Raw genomic sequence first — 18,972 nt, forward strand, 5'->3', positions numbered from 1 at the left:
CGGATCACTACGCATGCCGGCGGACGGTCAGCTTCGGGTTGCGGGCACAACAGGTCGCACGCCGCGTCCGCGCCGCAGAAGGCCGGGGATGCTTTGCCCGGCGGCTGGGGCGCCCCGTGGATCCGGCCGTCCCCCAGAGGCGGACGTCGAGGAACTTGACGGTGGCCCAGGCGATGACGCCGAGGACCAGGACGAGCGGCAAACCCAGACTTCGTGACCTTCACGCGCGATCCAGCTGCCGGTGTGGAGCACTCCGCTTACCGACTTACACGGGGACTGCGGAACGGTGGTTGGCGGTGAAGGTACTGAGCGCCGTGTAGTCGATATCAACCGCTGCGGGCGTACGGAACAGCGGACGGCCGCCCGCGGCGCTGGGGGCAGGGAGCGGAAGTCTTTGGCGAAACCGCTGCATCCGGCAGAGAGGTCCGTCACCCGCAGCGGCTGCATCAACTGTCTTCCAAGATCACCGGCACCAACAGGCTTGGATCCTAAGGGGCGGCACTGACAACGCCCCTGGGTATCAGCTCGCCCTGGTTCGCAGCTGCGAGGGTTGTCAGTGGCACCTGATAAATCTTCATGTATGACTTTCGTTGTCGCCCCTGAATCGCACGTGGCGTTCTCGGACCTTGGCACCGCGGACCTGGTGGTCGACGCCCTGTACGCCGGGGGAACAAGAGGCAACTCGGGCGATGACCCCATGTCCAGGCTGATACCGGGCATAGGCAACCAGGGCGGATTCCGTTACGCCGGCTCGCCGGCCAAAGGCACTGTCAAGCTGGTCGTGCTCTACACCAGCGGCGATGACGTCGACTGGCCCGACCACCTGGACATGCAGACCGGCACCTTCACCTACTACGGCGATAACAAGAAGCCCGGCCAGGACCTGCACAGCACCCCCCGCTCAGGCAATGCACTGCTGCGCGACGCCTTCGCCGCCTCCCACGGCACCGCGGCCGAACGGGCCTCAGGGGTAAGGCCGTTCTTCCTCTTCGAGAAGGCCGGCACCTCAGGACGGTCAGTACGCTTCCGGGGGCTGCTCGCCCCGGGCGGGCCCTCCATGACCTCAGACGATGAACTCGCAGCAATCTGGCGCGCCACCGCAGGCCACCGGTTCCAGAACTACCGCTCCCAGTTCACCGTTCTCGACCACGCCACCATCCCCCGCACTTGGATCCAGCACCTCCTCACAGGAGGCAACCCCCTCGAAGGAGGCTGCCCCGACGTGTGGCGCACCTGGATCAACGGACGCGTCTACCGCCCCCTCCTCGCACCAGCCACCACCACCATCCGCACCAGAGCCGCCCAGCTCCCCAACGACCCCGCCGGCACCGCCATGCTGGAAACCATCCGCGAACACTTCCGTGGGCGCGAGCACGACTTCGAACACTGTGCGGTCGCCATCTGGCGCCTCATGGCCCCCAACACAGGCGCCGTTGACGTCACCCGCCCCAGCCGCGACGGGGGACGCGACGCCATCGGCACCTACACCCTCGGCCCCACAGCCAACCGCATCGCCATCGACTTCGCACTCGAAGCCAAGTGCTACGCCCCCACCACCTCCGTCGGCGTCCGGGACGTCTCACGCCTCATCTCCCGCATCCGCCACCGCAACTTCGGCGTCCTCGTCACCACCTCCCACTTCCACACGCAGGTACAGCAAGAAGTCCAGGAAGACGGACACCCCATCTCCCTCATCAGCGGACGCGACATCACAGACACCCTCCGCCAGCAAGGCCACACCACCGCGGCTGCCGTACAGCAGTGGCTTGCACAGAGCTTCCCGCCCTCTTACTAGCCACCGTCGCCGACTTACCCAGCCAGAGACCCTGATCAGAAGGTCACCACTCGCGGTCTCCGCACCAGATGGGCACCAGAAGGGGCAGTGAACAAGGGGCAAGACGGGTCACCCAGCAGAGCGGCCCGCTGCATCGTCACGGACATCTCGGCAGGTCAGCGGCCCCTTCCTTAGTGAACCGTCGGAGATTCCCATGCTCAGAGCGCGAGTTCGATTCTCGTCACCCTCTCCACGACGAAGGCCCAAGTCAGCGACTTGGGCCTCATTTGTTGTCTAAATCGTTTTCCGGCCGCGTGCCATTCGCGTGCCACAACGACCCCTCCGACCAGGCCGAACGCCGCTATCAGGCTGCGCCGTGCACACGCGAGCCGTTCGCGGAGTTCTGCCGGATGTGTGCAGCGCTCAGGACGGATTACGTTGCAGCCTCGGGTAGCCGATCTCCCCGATTTCCTCAGCCACGTCCGACAGGCTGGTCGCCTCATTCAGGGACGAGACGAGCGCGGGGGTCAGCGGTCGCAGCGCGTACACGTGGCGCACCGCTGTGAGGTTCACGGGAACCTCGTAGTAGTCCTCGGCGAACCGCTGGTATTCCTCAGGGGAAGGGTCCACAAGGAGGCGGAAAAGCCGGTCCGCGCCGTCGGCATCGTCGTGGCCCGCGGGGAAGTCAATTGTTCCGTGGCTCCATCGAGTCTCAGCCGTCTCGCGCCACATGCAGGCCGTCACGACCGGCACGTGGTCTTCGTCGGTGAATACGGGTGCCTCCACACATGAGCGGAAGGCCGAGGGAACACTGTCGATCACGCCCGGCCAGACTTCACCGTCGTTGGCGTACGGGCTCATCGGCGACTCGTGGTCGAAGCCGCGCACGTAGGCGCCTGCTGCCGAGAAGACGATGGAGTACTCGTCTCCCGAGCCGTTGCGCATCGAGGCCATCTCCTCGCCCTCGGCCCACGCGAAGCCGAAGGAGTAGCACCGGGACTCCCAGTCAGGGCTGAGGATCGCATCGAGCACCGCCAAGGAACGGCACAGGTTCCGCAGGTCGCCGATGGCGGGCAGTCGGCGCGCTACGTCGTATGAGGTCATCCGCTCATCCAATACGCTGCCTCTGACAGTCGGTGTCTCAACTGGGCCGTGCATCATGGCCGGTTGCCCCGCCATCACGGATGCGCGCCAACCGGGCTACCTACGTCGCGCGGGTTGCGTGGCGGGCCCAGGCGGGCCGAAGCGGACCGCCCCGACATCGGGTTTCAGGTGCCGCGCCCCCTTGCGCCCCGGGGTCACACGTTGGATGGCGAGCACTCGATGTCGGCGACCGCTGTGACCGTCGTAGGCGCCTGGCCGGGCGCGGAGCCCGCGGACTCGTCGAGCCCGCGGGCGGTGTGGATCCGCAGCAGTCCTTCGATGCCGCGCAGCAGGGTCTCGCCGGCCAGGACGGGGTCGCCGAGGTAGCCGGCGCTCATCGCGCCGTCGCGGAGCATGACAAAGTGCCGACCGGCGTGCTCGGCCTGTTCGGCCGTGATCGTGGCGAACAGCGCGGTGACCGTCCGCAGGAACCATTCGCGGTGCTGTACGACGGCGCGGTGGACCGGGTTGCCGGGGTCGGGGAATTCCGCCGCCGCGTTGAGGAAGGCACATCCGCGGTAGCCGGGTGAGCGGATCTGCTCGACCAGGGACGTACCGATGCCTCGGAGGATGGCGTCGGTCGGCACGTCCGTGGACATCAGAGAGCCGATCTGACCGCGGATCGCCTGGTCGACGCTTCCGATGTAGGCGAGGGCGAGGTCGTCCTTGCTTCGGAAGTGGCGGTAGAAGGTGGCGTTGGTGACCTTCGCCTCGGCGACGAGTCGGTCGACGCCCACCGTGTGGATGCCCTCCGCGTAGAAGAGCTGCCCGGCGGTCCTCAGAAGCCGCTCCCGGGCCGCCGAGACCCGCCCGCCAGTGCCTGTGCCGGCTTCCGTCCGTGTCATGCCACCCATGGTAGCGGGTAGAACGCTCTCTCTTGTTTTCGCCGAAGAGGTGTGCCAGGCTGCGGCCCAGAGAGAACGTTCTCTCTACCCACACTCACTGGAGAATCCCATGGCATCCACCGCCTCCGCCGAGCACGCCACCGCCACACCCGCCCTGCGGCGGCTGTACGTCATCCGCTTCGCCTTCGCCGCCGCGTGGGCCGTGCTCCTGATGGTGTCCGGCTCGGGCTCGGACCTCACCCTCGGCGCCCGGCTGTTGCTGGTTCTCTATCCGGCCTTCGACGTGGCCGCGGCTGTCGTCGACGCCCGGTCCGCGCGCGCCGGCGGACCGGTCAGGGGCCTGTACGTCAACATCGCCGTCAGCTCGCTCGCAGCCGTCGGTATCGCGGTCGCCGGCACCTCGGGCGTCGCCGACGTGCTGCGCGTCTGGGGCGCGTGGGCAGTGCTCTCCGGGCTGGTCCAGCTCCTCGTGGGCATCGCGCGCCGGCCGATGGGCGGACAGTGGGCCATGATCATCAGCGGCGGTATCTCGGTGCTGGCCGGCGCGACCTTCCTCCGAAGCGCCTCCCAGGACGACCCCTCACTGACCGCCCTCGCCGGCTATGCCACGCTCGGAGGGATCTTCTTCCTCGTCTCGGCGTTCCGCCTGCCCCGCTCGGCTTCGATGGCGTCTCGCTGACCGTCATCGGGAGCACCACAGCAGGCGGCCGACGCCGAACAACCCGTACCGGACGATCGAACTGCCGGCGAGGGACGGTCCTTGCCTCGTCGAGATGTCCGTACAGCGTGAACCGGGCCGGTACGTGATGAACCCGGCGGTCTGCTGCGCGGTCTTCTCGCGCTCGCCGCAGAGCCGTTGGGCGAGGATCGCCTGGTCGTCCGGGAACAGGCCCGGACCGTGAGGGGACAAGCCACCGGCACCTCGGCGTCCGAAGAGACCGGAGCACCGGAGGATGACGAATTCCACGAAATCGAGAAGGCGTTGAAGACCCACCCCTTGCGTGGCCGTCGCCGCCAGGTCAGCCACAGACCTCCGCGTTCCGGCCGTACGCGGTCTCGTCGCCCAGGCGTTCGCCCACGCCGGGGCGGTCGAGGCGGCGGAGAAATGGGCCGGCTGGGACCGCCCGAAGGGCAAAGACCGCGAGCAGGTCGAGCGGTCACAGGCCGCTGTGGCCGCGGGCCTCGCCGCACACGACCCCGAGGCCGCAGCGCGGATTGTCGAGGAGCAGCTCGTAGGAGTGAACCGGATGGCCGGCCTGCCGGGCCGGGAGAGGCATCTGTCCCGGACATTGGGCCCGCTGCTCGCGCTGCCTGATCCACGACGCCCCAGCACCGGATTGCACGCGGCGCTCGGCGTTCTGTGCGCCCGCGTGGACGAGAACATCCTCGGCTGGGACGTACCCGCGGTCCTGCTCCACGGGCTGGCGGAGCGGACCATTGCCTCGCGTACCAGGCCGCCGGAAGCGCGTGCAGCGGCCCGGCTCCAGAAGCCGTCCCCCGGCTCGCGGAGTCGGCCCTCGTGCACGTCTTCGGCCGTCGATGAGTTCGCACGCCGGCCCGACCGGGAGGTGTCCCTTTCACGAGCGGGATCAGGGCCTGGCGGTTCGTGGACGTTGGCGCCGGAGATTCCGACGGACAGGGGCAGACCGGTCCGCTCGGTGACCAGGTGGATCTCCGACCCGTACTTGCCCCGGTCGACAGGATTCGGACCTGTCAGCTGTGGTGGGCAACTGCTGCCATGTGCAACCCGACGTCGCCACGCACACGATCGCCGCCAGCACCTCACGGTCACCGTGCCGACGCGGCCCGCCGCCCTGGGGCCGCGGCGGAGCCTCCGGCACCACCCGCTGGATCAACTCCCACAATCATCCGGCACCAGCCGCTCAACAATCGAAACCACGACCGACAGCACTACAGACCTCTCACTTAGCGCCTGAGCGCAGTGCGTCGGCAATGGCCTGGCCAGTCTCATGAGCCGTAAGGTACGGGCGCACGTCGTGCGCCTTGGCACCGTTATGGACTCGGAGATCACGGACACGATCCCCGAACGATGGGGCCAGCTCTTTTGCCAGCGCGACGACGTCACCCGCGTCAGCGATGTTGGTCCAGCGCTTCACTGGAGCCGGCCAGCGGGCGCGACCTTTGACGGGTCGGGGCATGAGGCGTTCGAAGACGAGGTTGCGTACGGCCAAGGGTGAGCCCAGTGTCACCAGCGTCAGATCCGGGCAGTCATGGAGCGCGTGCAACGTCTCGTAGGCGGCGACCGTCCCAAGTGAGTGGGCGATGATCACCTCGGTCTCACGCGTGACGCGCCGGGCGATCCTGTCATGGACGCCGGTACGTACCTCGCGCTCGGTGAAGTAGCGGCGTACCTGCCGGGCACTGGACATCATCATGCGTTCGCTGAGCCCGGCAAAGAAGGACGAATGGCTGAGTGCGTCCAGGGCTCGCTGCACAAGGTAAGGGGTACGCAGCCGCGCCGGGGCGGCCGGGCCCGCGACACCCGTTTCTTGTTCTGAGGCGAATTCCCACCAGCGGAGTAGCAGTTCGCGCTCAAGACCGTCCTGAACATCGGAAGCGTCCAGCTCCGGGGCGCCGAGCCCACGGTGACCGGCAGTGCGGAAGAGGTCACCGTAGAAAGCCATGGAGACCTCGTCGCGCGCCACATGCGTGTCGGCCGCCAGGGCGAGGCCGTCACACAAGGCCGGATACCAGTCGGCGAGGAGCGTCTCGGGGCCTTTGACTTCCTGGGCGATGCCGTGGACGAGGACGATACGGGTCACAGGGCACCCCGCTGCCTCGCGAGTCGGGAGGGGTTGAGGCGAAGCGCCACAACTCCCATGTCGGTCGCCACGCAGACCCGCCCGTCACCATCGAGTGCGAGGCCGTTGATGCCACTGCCGATGTCGAGTTCAGCTGTCCATACGGGGGAGGAGTTCATTTCCCAGACGCGCATCAGCCCGTAGCGGTCGGCTGCGACCGTGGTGAGTGTGCCGTCAACGTCTGCGGCGCGGATCGCCCGGACCGCCGAGGGGAAGGGCGCGAGTTCCACTCCGGCGTCCTGCCCGTCGGCTATGTCCCAGAACCGCAGGTGTCCGTCGCCCGCTCCGGAGATGATGACGTCCCGGCCGTCCAAGTGCGCGATCTCCAAACCGAACGCACCCCTCTCATGACCGCGAAGCGGCTCCGCGAACAGGCTGCCCGTGCCTATGTCCCACAGCCGTACTGTCCCGTCACGGGAGGCGCTCGCCACGACCGGGGTACCGTCGACCACTGCCGACCGTACAGTCATCACGTCGGCGGTGTGGCCGGTCATCGGGGGACATACGGGGGCCTGTGTGTGCAGATCCCAGGCGTGGAGCGCATAATCACCCGCGACCGACACCACGACGGCGCTGCCGTCCATCGTCTGCAGGCAAGCCCGCCAGGAAATACCCGAACGCTTACCGAGACGCCTTCGGGATCCGAGACTCCACACTTCCGCCTCGTGCCAACTGCTGCGTACCACCACGCTGTCACCATTCAGCCGAACGGTCGTCGAGTCCGTGATCTGCTGTGCCGCCGAAGTGAGGTGGGCCGCCATCTGGCGTCCGTCGTCGAGATCATGTGTGCGTACGACGCCGTTGGTGGCTCCTGTGACGACAACCGCCCTGCCTTCCGGCGGCCGAAGGATGTCGACCGACACCAGGCTCTGGTTCTCACCGCAGAGCGGCTCCCCGAAGGGACGTGTGGCGGCCGCGTCCCAGATCCGTACTTCGCGTGAGGTGGCGATCAGCATCACCGACGCCCCGTCGACCTGGGCGAACAACGGCGCCGCGCGTGTCCCGCTTAAGCCCCCGGTGAAGCCTTCCAACGGCGACCCCAATGGTGCGGCTGTCTCCAGATCCCAGATCCGGACGGTGTTGTCGCGGGCCATGGTCGCCACGACCGCGTTCCTGCCGAGCCGGCCGAGAGTTCCCACCATCACGTACTCGGTGTGCCCGAGAAACGGGCCACCGGCGAGTGAGCGGTTCACTACGTCGTGTACATGGACGTTGTTGCCCTCAAGCACGGACAGCACCACTGGTCGCGTCCCATGGAATGAGACCCCGACGGCCAGAGCGGAGGGGGTGAGATCTTCTACGTTGAAATGCGCGTGGGGTCTGGCCGGCCATTGGGCCCCACGACCGGTCGCGTGCCATACATACGCGTGATCCGACGACGTCGCGAGGACGATCTCCAACCCACGACCCGCACTGCGTACGGCAAGGTGGTAGATGCCTCCGATGTGCCCCACCAGTGGAGGGCCGACCGCCTCTCCGGAGGTGACGTCCCAGATCCGAACCGTGCCGTCCTCACCACCGCTGACCAGGACCGGCTCACCGTCCAACTCGCCGAACGCCGCACAGCGCACCGCGTTGGTATGTCCCGTCAGAGGCGGGCCCAGAGCAGCCCCCCGGAGCGGATCCCAAAGCCGGACCGTGGTGTCGGACCCACCCGTCGCGACTACCGCCCGCCCCCCTATGACGGCAAAAGCCACAGCGGACACCTCACCGGAATGCCCCTCCATAGGACTGCCGACCGGTGTACGGGTCCGCAGGTCCCAAAGCCGGGCGGTGGCGTCCTCTCCGCCGGTGACGACCATCGGGCGACCTTGGATGTCGCAGAACGCCATGGAACACACCGGGCGTGTGTGGCCCTTGTCGGGTTGGTCCGCTGTCAGATCCCAGATGCGTGCGGTGCGGTCCTCGCTGACCGTGACCGCCAAGGATGCGTCTCCGCGGTTGGTGAGAGCCGCGGCGGTGATGCGCTCGACATGACCGCGCAGCGGATGTCCGAGTGGCTGAAGCGTACGCAGATCCCACAGACGGGCTTCGTGACGGCCACTGCTCAGCACGACCGGACGACCGTCGGATTCTCCGATCATGGCTGAGGTGACTCCGCTCCCCACCCAGTAGACGTGGGCCGCGACCGGTTCTCCGATCTGGCGGCGGTCGCTCAGGTCCCAACGGCTGAGCATTCCCGCCCTGTCTCCGACGAGCGCCACGGCCCTGCCGTCGAGTCGTGCCACGCTGACCGCGGTGACCGCTTGCGCCGGGCCAATGAGCGGGCTGCCGTCGATGCGCGCGTCACCGCCGTCGAATAGCTCGCTCAGGTCCCAGACATAGACAGCCTTGTCCTCTCCTCCCGTTACCGCGATGGGGCGTCCGTCGAGCTCGCCCAGGTCAGCGTCCCAGACCGTTCGTTTGTGCGCGCTCAGATCACAGCCGAGCTGCTGTCTGCTGACGAGATCCCAGATGCGTGCCGTACCGTCTGCGCTCGCTGTCAGCACCACCGGGCGCCCATGGACAGCCCCCACCACGATGTTCTCGACCCGGTTCGTGTGCCCCATCAGCGCTCGGCCGTATTCCTGGCCCGCCGACAGGTCCCAGATCGTCACGGTGCCGTCCTCCGTGCCGGTGAGCGCAACGGTGTAATCGCCCAAATCTCCGATGGCGATGGCGCTCACCGCGATGCCCACGGACAGCGGATCGCCGATCTGGCGCTGCGAGGTGAGGTCCCACACCAGGGCTGTCCCGTCCGCACTTCCCGTCACCGCGACGGGACGCCCGTCAAGACTCCCGACCGCAACACAGCCAACCGTCTTGTTGTGGCCGTTGAGCAGCCTGTGCACCCCGCTGGATGACCACCACGCCCAGCATGCGGACCACGGAAGTGAGACGCCCAGTTCGTCGATGCGATCCGCCAGCTGATCGGCCTCACATCGGCGGGCCGACAGCTGTAGATCAGCGGCCCTCTCCCCCATCGCACGATCGCTTGTCAGTCGGTGAGCGACCTGCTCGTACGAGCCGCGGATCCGTCTCGGTCCCTCGCCTTCGATCGACGCGAACGCCCCCAGCAATGCGAGGCGTTCGCTGGCCAGAAGGAATCCCGGATCCTCGACGAGGTCGGCAAGCACGCCCGCAGCCGCCGCGTGTGTGGCCATGTGCTGACGCACATAGGGAACAGCCACGAACCAGTCGGGGCGTCCGTCCGACGACTCCGGGACAAGCGAGTTAAGCGCTTCGACGACTGACTTCTGGATCTCTTCCGGCGAACGGTCGGCGGTCGCACGCAAGTGCTCGGCCAGCGCCTTGTGGTAGAGCCGATAGGCAGAACGCCTGTCGTCGTCGATGACTTCGGCGATGTACGCCTCGGCGACATCCAGGACCCAGGAAACGTCCTCCTCTGTCGATCGGACTCCCGAGATCTCCGAACTCAACGATGTCCAGACCCGGCCCCGTGGAAGCCCTTTGCCCTCTGAAAAGGCGAGGGCGAGCAGCATACGGCGCACACGTGGCTCGTCAGGGCCGAAGCGGGCCAGGTAGTCGTCGAACGCCTCGCCGATCTCACTCGGTAATGCCTCTGCCCAGCCGGGCCGGCCGACGTCCACCGGAGTCTCGTCCGACCGCAGGGTGCGTGCGGTCGTCCTCGCATAGAGATAGACACCTGCCGCCTTCTCCGCAACGCTTTTCGCGACGGTCCCGGCCAGATCTCGCCGACCGCGATACGGAGTGCGTACGTCGGGCTCCTCCGTGGCGAGAAGGACTCGGGTGACGTACCCGGCCACATCGCCCTCACCCGCACGGTATTCGGACCGGTCCAGATCCATACAGAGAAAGGTGGGGCCGAGAGGCGCGACCAGTTCGTGGCGGGTCCCCACGAGAAGCCGTACGCCCTGGATCTCCGACATGGGACGCAGCAGTTCCCGAGTGATCCTGCGCGGCTCGCCATGGCCACCCGCGTCCGCCGCGGTGTCGGAACCGGCTTCGTCCACGGCATCCACGACAATGATCAACGGCGGTCCCTGGCGGCCTCGCCTGGTGAGCTCCTGGAGCAGCGCGGCGGCGCCGTCCGCCTCCATGTCGAGGGCGGTTGCGATACGTTCCACAACCTCTTCAAGCCGCTTGTGACGGGCATGCACAGCCGCTGTTACACATCCGGGCGGCACTACGGTCCCAGGGTCGACACCCCCGAGGTCGAGCCGTGAGCGATACCGACTGTCCGACAACGCGACGATCCTGCCGAGAACCGCGGACTTCCCACAGCCCGGACTGCCGGTGACCACCCGTCCCCGGCTGTCCCCGACCTCCGCGGTCAGCCAGGCCACCAGTTCGGACAACACGCGCACACGTCCGCTGAAGTACAGGCCCTGCTCCGACTCGAACTCCACACCGCGCGAGCGTGGTCCGAAGTGCTCGGTGAGATCCCGCGCGACCACCCGGCGCTGCACTTCGAGGTCGGTACCGAGGGGCGGCAGTTCTTCCTGGTATCCGACATTCGGCAGGAAGGGTGCCAGCCCTGTGACGAGACCACTGGCCAACTCGGCACGCTGACCACGCCCGTCGCCCTCGAAGCGCTCGTTGACCGCCTTCACCAGTTCGGTGAGGTCGAGGTACTGCTGCCGCTGGCCGGTACGCTGCGCCGTCGTCTCCACCGCTTCGCCCAGGGCGGCCACGAACGCGCCGTCCTCGGCAATGTCCTTGCGGCGGGCAGAGGCGAGGAACCACAGCCCCGTCGAGTCGGCATGCGCGTTGCGATACGCGATCGTTCGCAGCGCGATTGCAGACGCCTCCGCGCCGCCCGCGCCGCCGGCGCAGGTGTCCAGAATCAACAGGAGATGCCTCAGATTTCCCCTGCACAGGATGCGCACCAAGTCCTCGGTGGCCAGCGCTGTGGTCGCGAGGTCCTCGTCGCGCGAATCCCAGCAAAGCAGATAATGCCGATCGCGCTCCTCCACCGAGCCGTGGCCGGCAAAGTACACAACCACCACGTCATCACTGGTCAAAGCGGTGTCCTCCGACCAGTGCGACAGCTTCTGGCGGATCTGCTCAGCCCCGTCGTACTCCCCGAGCCCGGACAGCACCGACTCGTACCCGAAGGTGGCGAAGAGCTCCGTCGTCGCGCGAACGTCGGTGGGCACGGATCGCAGTTGTTCGCCTTCGGGGAGATGACGGTACCGACCGCTCCCCAGCGCTACAAAAAATCGCCGACCCACTCAACCGCCCCACTGCTAAGTGCTACCGATCCTGCGGAGACTGTAGCGACACGATCACATACCGCACTATGTGAGCCGAAGATTGGCGAGACGTATCGGCTCTACGCACCCGAACCACCTCCATGCGGAGCGGCCGTGCAGGGCAACGCTCTACGGGCCCCCGATCCTTCGGCCGGACGGCCCCCTGCACGTTTGGAGGGCGTCGACCACGATGCGCTGTCAGCTCTGAACCAGGGCGGCCCTCTTCTCCCTGGTTGCAGTTGCGGTTGCGTTCAGCAGTGTTCGATGGCCGTTCGCGTCAGCCCGCCGAGGCCCACCGGATCGCCGCTACCACGCCCAGGATCAGCGGCGGCGCCAGCCACCACGGTCCCATGGCACGCCGCACCGAGGGCGCGACCGTGATCAGCAGGGCGAGGGCGCTTGCCCCGATCGTGAGCACGCACGACAGGACGATTCCGGCGCGCGCGTCGTCGTCCCAGATGCCCGCCGGCTGGATGGCCAGCGCCGTGTAGCAGAACCAGGCCGCGATCAGATGGATGATCACGAGCGGGACGCCCAGGACCCAGCGCATGCAGCCCTGGTCCTCGGTGGTCCGCGTGGCTTCGGGGCGGTCGAGCATCAGCGCAGTGCTTCCCTTGCGTTGTTGAGGTCGTTGTTGAAACCGCGGCCGTACGCCTGGGCGTCACTTCCTTCCCAGTACGGGCCGCCGTTGTACCGCGCGGCGAGTTCCTGGTACTGGGCGGGTGACATCTCCTCCGGCGGCACGTTGGCAAACTCGCTCTCCGCTTTGAGCTGCGCCAGGTACTCGGATGCGATGAAGATGTTCTGTCCCGGGTCCTGGAGGGACTCCTCCACGACCGACCGTTGGTGCTCAGTGAGGTTGTCCGGATCGTAGCCGAGTACCTCGGCGCCCCGCCGTACCTGGATCGCAATGGGGCCGAAGGACGTTTCGTCCGGGGCTCCGCCGAGACGCCATGGCAGGTTCTCCGGCGAGACAGGGCTCATCCCCCAGGGGGCGTCGGCCTGTTCACGGATGGTGTCGGTGATGTCATCCAGGAAGCCCGGTTGGCCGCCAATCTCCTGCCAGGCGATGCCCGCGACCATGTCCGCGGGTAGTCCCGAGTTCCTCGCTGCGGCCTGGATGATCTCCTTGTTCGCGTTGATCCACTCTCTCCGTTCCTGGTCCGAGGACGGCGGGTCCCAGTAACCGTCCCTCGCAGCAGGCAAGTTGGCCACCTGCATGCGGATGTCACGGAGCGCCGGCGAGACAGGGCCGTCCCCTACCTGCGCGGCATAGCCCTGCTTGGGAGCGGTGCCAGGGAGATGGGTGAGAGGGTTACCCCTCGCCTCCTGAGCCTCACTTCGCATAGCGGCGATGGCCGAGAAAACGTCCACACGTTCAACGATGCCCATCCGGAACTCGGGTAGCAGATCGTATGCCTCCTTCATTCCGTGCACGCAGATGTCGCGGGCCTCCTTCTCCACGGTCTTGGCGAGGTAGAAGTCGCCGCCGGCGGCGTCGTGCAGCCGGTTCGCCTCCTCCTTGATGTCGTCGACGTCCATGGTGAGTTCGGCGAAGAAGTCGAGGACACCCGTAGTGGCCCGCATGTCCTCCCACTGGCGCATGGGTTCCGCTTCCTGCGCCTTACGGGTGATCGCGGTGCCTTTGGTGCTGATCAGATCGGCCAGAGCCTGTTCGTTCGCCTTGCCGTTGGAGTAGTGGCTCTTGGCGGTCTCCAGCGCGTAGGCGTAGCTGCGCAGGGTGCTGCCCGCCTTGCCATACCCCTCCGCCATGTTCGTCAGCAGCTTGCGCGCCTCAGCGACGCGTGCTTCATAGTGCCGGCTGCCCTCGCTGTGCCAGTGCGTTCGCTTCTCCGCCCGCTCGGCGGGCTCGTCGACTTCCACCAGCATGTCGCGTACGCGCTGGAACTCATCGGCGTTCCGCTCGACGAGTGCCGGGTTGCAGCCTTCCAGGAATTCGACGTCCTTGCGGTAGCTCAGCCCGCTCACTTCGCCTCCGGCGCCACGTACTGGCCGTAGCGCAGGACGTTGTCGAGGAATCGCCGGGCATTGCCGTCGTCCACGGTCACGAAGTCTGTCCCGGTGGTCTTGAGACGCGTGGCGAGAGCCGCGAAGAGCGCGACCGCGTCCTGAAACTGATCGTCGGCGAACCTGCCGAAGCGCTCGACCTGCGCGGCGACGTCGCCGTGCGATCTGGGTTCCCGGGCCATGGTGCACACGTCGCCATCCGGCCTGCCCTCATAGAGAAAACCCGCGATTTCGATCAGCAGATTCGCATTGCCGTTGATAGACGCCGTGTTGTACTCCAGAGCTCCACCGACGGGGGCAGATCCCGGGCCACGGCTCGGCTCCGCGGGGAGTTGATTCAGCTGCATGTTGGTGGACCGGCGAGCGAGCGCCTCGGCCTTCAACTCGGCCCATTCCTCGTCGAACGACACACATCCCCCTGTCGTTGCCGGGCTCTGCCGCACAGGCAGCGATATACCATATCAGCAGGGAACGCCACTGCGCCAAGCCACTTCCCCCGGTGCGGAGTTCACGCCTCGGCAGCGCATTCGGCACTTCCGAGATCGCCACAGCCAGTCCCAGAAGGCGCTAACTGAACTGGTCGCCTCAAAAAGAACTTCTCTACCCCGGACAAGCAGTGCGTGCCCCATTCCCGTCCTCTTACAGCGATGAATCACGGTTCCGCCGGACCACACCAACCACCCCGACGCCACTACGACGCTTCGGGTTCTTCCTCGGACGCACCGTCCACATCGATGCCGAAATCCGTTGCCAGACCCGCCAGACCGCTCTCGCACCAGAGTGCGCCCGATGTGGCGGAGATCGTAGAAGCGGAAGCCGTCCGGCAACCCCCCGCGCCCGACTGCCGATCTACGCCACCTGCGTGCCACACCCGCGGCCTCGACCGAGCGAGAACAGTGTTCTCGATTCTCTCCGCCCCCTCACCACAAGGAGCTCAGTCGTGACCACAGAAGGCGTTACGGTTCGCAGGGCCCCGTCCCGGCGTTGGGATCTCATCGGGCGGGCCTGATGGGTCTCAACTCCGCCGTCACCTTCGCCGTGTTCATCAACGGATTCTTCCTGATCGCGGAAGCGAGCGACGACCGCATGACGGTCGAGGGGTGGCGGACCTTCGGATACCTCGCGTTCAGCGCGATGTGGGCGATGTTCGCCTGCCGACCGCGGCACGTTCCGGCCATCTGGGAAATGGTGATCTTCCACAAGGTCGCGGCGACAGCGCTCGCCCGACCACCCGGACTTCGGCGCGTTCCAGGACCAGGTGGCGGCCTCCCTGACCACGGCGGTCACAGGAGGGTCGCTCATACCAGCGCCGTGTGGTTCGCCCAGGCGACCTTGTACGGGTGCCGGGACTGCCAGCGGCCGATGACCTCGTGCAGGCCCGGCGCGGTGAACGCCTTCGCGAGCGTGTCGGTGTCGGCGACGGTCACCCGGACGATCGCGGTCGCTATCAGGGCCGGAATGGCCTCCTCGCCGGGGACGGGAATGTGGCGCCGGGTCGCGACCGAATGCACGAGTCCGGAGTCGAGCATGACCTGTTCGATATCCGCGAGGTATTGGTCGAGCTCCGCGTCAGGCAGCGGCTGCTCGAAGGAGACAATCATCGTGTGGTTGATCATGCGGTCAATGCTGGCTCCGTACGGCGCCCGCGTCCAAGACCGGTTTGACATGCGGCGATAACCTGGAGGCATGGTCGAACTGGAGACCCGCGAGCTTGAGTACTTCATCGCACTCGCCGAGGAGTTGCACTTCGGACGGGCCGCCGTCCGCCTCTCGATAGCCCAGCCGGCGCTGTCGAAGGCCATCCGACGGGTCGAGACCCGGCTCGGTGTCCCGCTGTTCATCCGCTCCAGCCGGCACGTCGAGCTGACCTCGGCAGGGAAGGCGTTGCAGGAACATGGCCGGCACGCGCTCAACGCGGTCAGCGCCGCCGTCCGGCATGCCCAGCATGCCGGCGATACCCGGGCCCCGCTGCGGCTCGTACTCAAAGGCGGCGGCGACGCCGGCCTGCTCTCCGGGCTCCTGGCCGAATACGCGAACCAGTCCGACGCCCGCCAGGTGGACATCCTGTTCAGCGGCCCGGCCGACCGTACCGACTTCCTGCTTTCCGGCCGAGCCGACGTGGGCCTGCTCTACGCGCCGTTCGACAACCTCGACGGCCTGGCCCACGAGACGCTGCACACCGAGGACCGCGTTGCTGTCGTCCCGGCCGGACACCGGCTGGCCGGGCGCGCTTCGGTGCGCATGTCCGATCTGGAGGGTGAGATGCTGCCGCGCTGGCAGGGGGTATCCGGGAGCGACGGCACCGACCCGGAGATCACCAGCGTGGTCCAGATGCTCCAGCTGGTCGCGGTGGGCCGGATGATCGGGATGCTGCCCCGCTCACTGGTCGAACCGGTCCCGGCCGGCCTGGTCTGCGTCCCGGTGGCCGACGCGCCGCCCAGCCGTCTGGTGCTCGCCTGGGCCGAGCAGGACCGCCGGCCGCTGGTGGCCTCGTTCGTGGCCGCCGCACTCGGGCCGCTCCGGGACAGGACCTGACGACGGGGAGCGGCAGCGGGGACGCGACGGCCGACGGCGCTGGCCGAGCCGATGCCGGACGCGGGTCCACTGACATGACACCGGCCTACTGGCATGCGGCGGGCCTACTGGCATGCCGCGGGACGACGCCGGGAAATCCAAGCTGCCGCGCCGGGAACAGCCGGTCCGGTCGGCACGGTTGCATCGACCGAGGGACCGGCGCCGTACGGGCGGGGAAAGCGGAGATCACCAGGTCGTCCGCCCCACCAGGATCCGGGGTCTCGGGGTCGCGGTACGCCCGCCGCGCACACGGATCAAGACGTAATTTCCGCTGGAGGACTCGTTTCATGACTGACCGGCCCTTGACGCTCATGGCAGTACACGCCCACCCCGACGACGAGGCCACCGGAACCGGTGGGGTCCTCGCGCGGTACGCGGCGGAAGGCATCCGCACGGTTCTCGTGACGTGTACCGACGGCGGTTGCGGTGACGGGCCGGGGGGTGTCAAGCCGGGCGATCCCGGTCACGATCCGGCGGCCGTCGCCTCGATGCGTCGTCAAGAGCTTGAGGCGAGCTGTGACGTCCTGAAGGTCGGCGATCTGGAGATGCTGGACTATGCCGACTCCGGGATGACGGGCTGGCCGAGCAACGATGCCCCCGGATCCTTCTGGCAGACCCCCGTGGAGGAGGGCGCCGCCCGGCTCGCGGAACTCATGCGGCATTACCGACCCGATGTGGTCGTCACCTACGACGAGAACGGCTTCTACGGCCACCCCGACCACATCCAGGCGCACCGCATCACGATGGCGGCGCTGGAGCTGACCGAGCTGACACCGAAGGTGTACTGGACGACGATGCCCCGCTCGATGGTGCGGCGGTTCGGGGAGACGATGCGCGAGTTTCAGGAGGACATGCCGGAGCCGGATCCTGCCGAGGCCGCCGCGATGGCCGAGATCGGCCTCCCCGACGACGAGGTCACCACGTGGGTGGACACCACCGCGTTCAGCGGTCAGAAGTTCGACGCGCTGGCCGCGCACGCCAGTCAGGGCGAGAACATCTTCTTCCTCAAGATGGGCAGGGAGAGGTTCGAGGAGCTGATGGGCGTGGAGACCTTCGTACGCGTCCAGGACGCCACCGGGGCGGCCGTACCCGAGAACGATCTCTTCGCCGGACTGCGCTGATCCGCCTCCCAAGGCTCGGCACAACTGGGCCGTGCCACAACGTGCCCGTGCTGTCGGTACGCAGCGGTCCGCTTGCTCTTCGGGGCGAGCGGGGCCGTACACGGCGACGCGGACCATGAGCCGCCTCCGAGGGCGCGTAGCAGGGTCGTGGTCCGCACAAGAACCCCACGAGAACCCACTGTGTCAGCACGTTCGTGTCAGCACGTTCGTGTCTGCACGTTCGTGTCTGCACGTTCGTGTCAGCACGCGTGTCAGCACGTTCGCGTTGAGCGAGAGGCGCTAGGCCGAGCCGCTTTCCGGTAGTCGGTGTCTGTCAGGTGTTCACTTCGCGCCCATGAGTTCAAGGACCTTGTTGACGGCCTCGACGACCGGTACGCCGAGCGCACCGATGGTCGCGGCGATGCCCGCGACGGCGAGCAGGGCGCGGTGCCGCTCAGGCGGTTGGACATCCGCGTCGGCGCGGAGTGCCGGCAGCGCGTCGTCCAGAGCGTCGGAACTGACCGGCGGCACCTGGGCGCGCAGTTCCTGGATCAGGGTGAGGAGCTCGCGGAGGGCTTCTTGGACGGCCTGGGGCAGTTCTTGGACCGGAGTGACTCGCTTGTCGATGCCGATGTTGCCCGAGCCGCCGTACATGGAGACGTGGTCGCCGCTTCCGAAGTAGTAGTGCTGGTTTCCGGTGCTCATCAGCTCGCCATCCCTACGTTGCCGGTGCCGCCGTACATGTTGACGTTGTCTCCGAAGTAATAGTGCGCGGGGCTGATCGTGATGGTGTCCACCCGCACCTCGAACTCCGCCTTCGGGTTCTCGATCGCGTCGGCGATCTGGTGGGCGAGCCGCCGCAGTTGGTCCGGGTGAGGGCTGGTCACCACTGCGGCCGAGAGGCCGGAGGTCTCGACGGCCAGGACGAAGTGCGAGGGCGCGCCCAGTACCTTCACCATCTCGACGAGGGAGTAGATCAGCGCCGCGCCCGCGACGATCAGGACGAGAGCGGTGAGCCCGGCGGAACCACCGTTGTCGCCGCTTCCGAAGCCGCTGGACGCGTCGATCGCGGCAGCGAGCAGACCGAGGAGTGTCGTCACCGCCCCAATGACCAGCAGCCGCTTGACGAAGAGCAGGCCGGCTTCTTTGCGTCGGGGGTGGATGGTGAGCGTGTGCACCCTGGCGATGTTCTGGATCGGGTAATAGGCGTCACCGACCCAGAGCAGCCGTTTGCTGACCCGCAGGTTCACCCCGGTGATCGGCTGTGCCGAGGCCGCCGGTGCCACATCGGGGTACGGATCGGCAGTGGGCGGTGGACCGACCGGCGGTGGTGGCGGGGCGGTCGGCGGTGGCGGGCCCCCGACTGTGGATGCGGCGTCGGAGGGCGTGTTCCATGCCTGTCCCGCCGAGTCTGCTGATGTCACGCAAGCCCCCTTTGGTCCACCATGCCGGCTGACGTCCATTCACCTG

Annotated in this window: 15 protein-coding genes and 1 pseudogene; 4 read left to right on the forward strand and 12 right to left on the reverse strand. The window is 67.3% G+C overall.

Features of this window, described 5'->3' with window-relative positions; genetic code table 11:
• Positions 1–580: 580 nt before the first annotated feature.
• Positions 581–1,795 (forward strand): restriction endonuclease, encoded by a 1,215-nt coding sequence (locus M1203_RS31340; RefSeq protein ID WP_249953207.1) that lies wholly within the window; start codon positions 581–583, stop codon positions 1,793–1,795.
• Positions 1,796–2,197: 402 nt separating this feature from the next.
• On the opposite strand, the gene M1203_RS31345 is transcribed toward M1203_RS31340, so the two are convergent.
• A complete protein-coding gene (locus M1203_RS31345) occupies positions 2,198–2,878 on the reverse strand; it encodes a hypothetical protein (protein ID WP_249953208.1) in 681 nt (226 codons plus the stop codon).
• Between the two features lie 194 nt (positions 2,879–3,072).
• Positions 3,073–3,771 (reverse strand): TetR/AcrR family transcriptional regulator, encoded by a 699-nt coding sequence (locus M1203_RS31350; RefSeq protein ID WP_249953209.1) that lies wholly within the window; start codon positions 3,769–3,771, stop codon positions 3,073–3,075.
• Positions 3,772–3,871: 100 nt separating this feature from the next.
• Between M1203_RS31350 and M1203_RS31355 the strand changes: the two genes are divergently transcribed.
• The gene (locus M1203_RS31355) at positions 3,872–4,441 is read left to right on the forward strand and encodes a hypothetical protein (protein ID WP_249953210.1); all 570 of its coding nucleotides are present in this window, start codon (positions 3,872–3,874) and stop codon (positions 4,439–4,441) included.
• A gap of 3 nt (positions 4,442–4,444) precedes the next feature.
• Here M1203_RS31355 and M1203_RS31360 read toward each other — a convergent pair whose 3' ends face one another.
• The 8 genes and pseudogenes from M1203_RS31360 to M1203_RS31395 all read right to left on the reverse strand — a co-directional run bounded on the left by M1203_RS31360 (position 4,445) and on the right by M1203_RS31395 (position 15,444).
• A complete protein-coding gene (locus M1203_RS31360; protein WP_249953280.1) occupies positions 4,445–4,672 on the reverse strand; it encodes a hypothetical protein in 228 nt (75 codons plus the stop codon).
• A gap of 693 nt (positions 4,673–5,365) precedes the next feature.
• A pseudogene (locus M1203_RS31365) lies at positions 5,366–5,671 on the reverse strand (transposase); the annotation flags it as partial.
• A 13-nt stretch (positions 5,672–5,684) separates the two neighbouring features.
• On the reverse strand, positions 5,685–6,545 hold the full coding sequence (locus M1203_RS31370; RefSeq protein ID WP_249953211.1) for a hypothetical protein: 861 nt from the start codon (positions 6,543–6,545) through the stop codon (positions 5,685–5,687).
• Positions 6,542–11,704, reverse strand: coding sequence for a caspase family protein (locus M1203_RS31375; protein ID WP_249953212.1), 5,163 nt, complete (start codon positions 11,702–11,704; stop codon positions 6,542–6,544). The genes M1203_RS31370 and M1203_RS31375 overlap by 4 nt, the downstream gene beginning before the upstream one ends.
• 373 nt (positions 11,705–12,077) lie before the next feature.
• The gene (locus tag M1203_RS31380) at positions 12,078–12,398 is read right to left on the reverse strand and encodes a hypothetical protein (RefSeq protein ID WP_249953213.1); all 321 of its coding nucleotides are present in this window, start codon (positions 12,396–12,398) and stop codon (positions 12,078–12,080) included.
• The gene (locus M1203_RS31385) at positions 12,398–13,789 is read right to left on the reverse strand and encodes a hypothetical protein (RefSeq protein WP_249953214.1); all 1,392 of its coding nucleotides are present in this window, start codon (positions 13,787–13,789) and stop codon (positions 12,398–12,400) included. Before M1203_RS31385 ends, M1203_RS31380 begins: the two co-directional genes overlap by 1 nt.
• Positions 13,786–14,238, reverse strand: coding sequence for a hypothetical protein (locus M1203_RS31390; protein ID WP_249953215.1), 453 nt, complete (start codon positions 14,236–14,238; stop codon positions 13,786–13,788). Before M1203_RS31390 ends, M1203_RS31385 begins: the two co-directional genes overlap by 4 nt.
• A gap of 888 nt (positions 14,239–15,126) precedes the next feature.
• Positions 15,127–15,444 carry a hypothetical protein gene (locus M1203_RS31395; RefSeq protein WP_249953216.1) on the reverse strand — a complete coding sequence of 106 codons (318 nt, stop codon included), beginning with the start codon at positions 15,442–15,444 and terminating at the stop codon, positions 15,127–15,129.
• Positions 15,445–15,514: 70 nt separating this feature from the next.
• Here M1203_RS31395 and M1203_RS31400 point away from each other — a divergent pair, with 70 nt between their 5' ends.
• Positions 15,515–16,363: a LysR family transcriptional regulator gene (locus M1203_RS31400; RefSeq protein WP_249953217.1), complete on the forward strand. Its 849-nt coding sequence runs from the start codon at positions 15,515–15,517 to the stop codon at positions 16,361–16,363.
• A 326-nt stretch (positions 16,364–16,689) separates the two neighbouring features.
• On the forward strand, positions 16,690–17,523 hold the full coding sequence (locus M1203_RS31405; RefSeq protein WP_249953218.1) for a PIG-L family deacetylase: 834 nt from the start codon (positions 16,690–16,692) through the stop codon (positions 17,521–17,523).
• A gap of 321 nt (positions 17,524–17,844) precedes the next feature.
• Here M1203_RS31405 and M1203_RS31410 read toward each other — a convergent pair whose 3' ends face one another.
• Entirely contained in the window at positions 17,845–18,207 is a 363-nt protein-coding gene (locus tag M1203_RS31410; RefSeq protein ID WP_249953219.1) for a hypothetical protein, read from the reverse strand.
• Entirely contained in the window at positions 18,207–18,926 is a 720-nt protein-coding gene (locus M1203_RS31415) for a DUF6232 family protein (RefSeq protein ID WP_249953220.1), read from the reverse strand. Before M1203_RS31415 ends, M1203_RS31410 begins: the two co-directional genes overlap by 1 nt.
• Positions 18,927–18,972 lie beyond the last annotated feature (46 nt).

This window comes from Streptomyces sp. 35G-GA-8 (genome assembly GCF_023534745.1).
Lineage (GTDB): Bacteria > Actinomycetota > Actinomycetes > Streptomycetales > Streptomycetaceae > Streptomyces.

What these genes read in the sequence shown, in the direction of transcription:
- M1203_RS31340 (WP_249953207.1), top strand. Translation starts at nt 581, where the DNA reads ATGACTTTCGTTGTCGCCCCTGAATCGCACGTGGCGTTCTCGGACCTT.
- M1203_RS31345 (WP_249953208.1), bottom strand. Translation starts at nt 2,878, where the DNA reads ATGACCTCATACGACGTAGCGCGCCGACTGCCCGCCATCGGCGACCTG.
- M1203_RS31350 (WP_249953209.1), bottom strand. Translation starts at nt 3,771, where the DNA reads ATGGGTGGCATGACACGGACGGAAGCCGGCACAGGCACTGGCGGGCGG.
- M1203_RS31355 (WP_249953210.1), top strand. Translation starts at nt 3,872, where the DNA reads ATGGCATCCACCGCCTCCGCCGAGCACGCCACCGCCACACCCGCCCTG.
- M1203_RS31380 (WP_249953213.1), bottom strand. Translation starts at nt 12,398, where the DNA reads ATGCTCGACCGCCCCGAAGCCACGCGGACCACCGAGGACCAGGGCTGC.
- M1203_RS31395 (WP_249953216.1), bottom strand. Translation starts at nt 15,444, where the DNA reads ATGATCAACCACACGATGATTGTCTCCTTCGAGCAGCCGCTGCCTGAC.
- M1203_RS31400 (WP_249953217.1), top strand. Translation starts at nt 15,515, where the DNA reads ATGGTCGAACTGGAGACCCGCGAGCTTGAGTACTTCATCGCACTCGCC.
- M1203_RS31405 (WP_249953218.1), top strand. Translation starts at nt 16,690, where the DNA reads ATGACTGACCGGCCCTTGACGCTCATGGCAGTACACGCCCACCCCGAC.
- M1203_RS31410 (WP_249953219.1), bottom strand. Translation starts at nt 18,207, where the DNA reads ATGAGCACCGGAAACCAGCACTACTACTTCGGAAGCGGCGACCACGTC.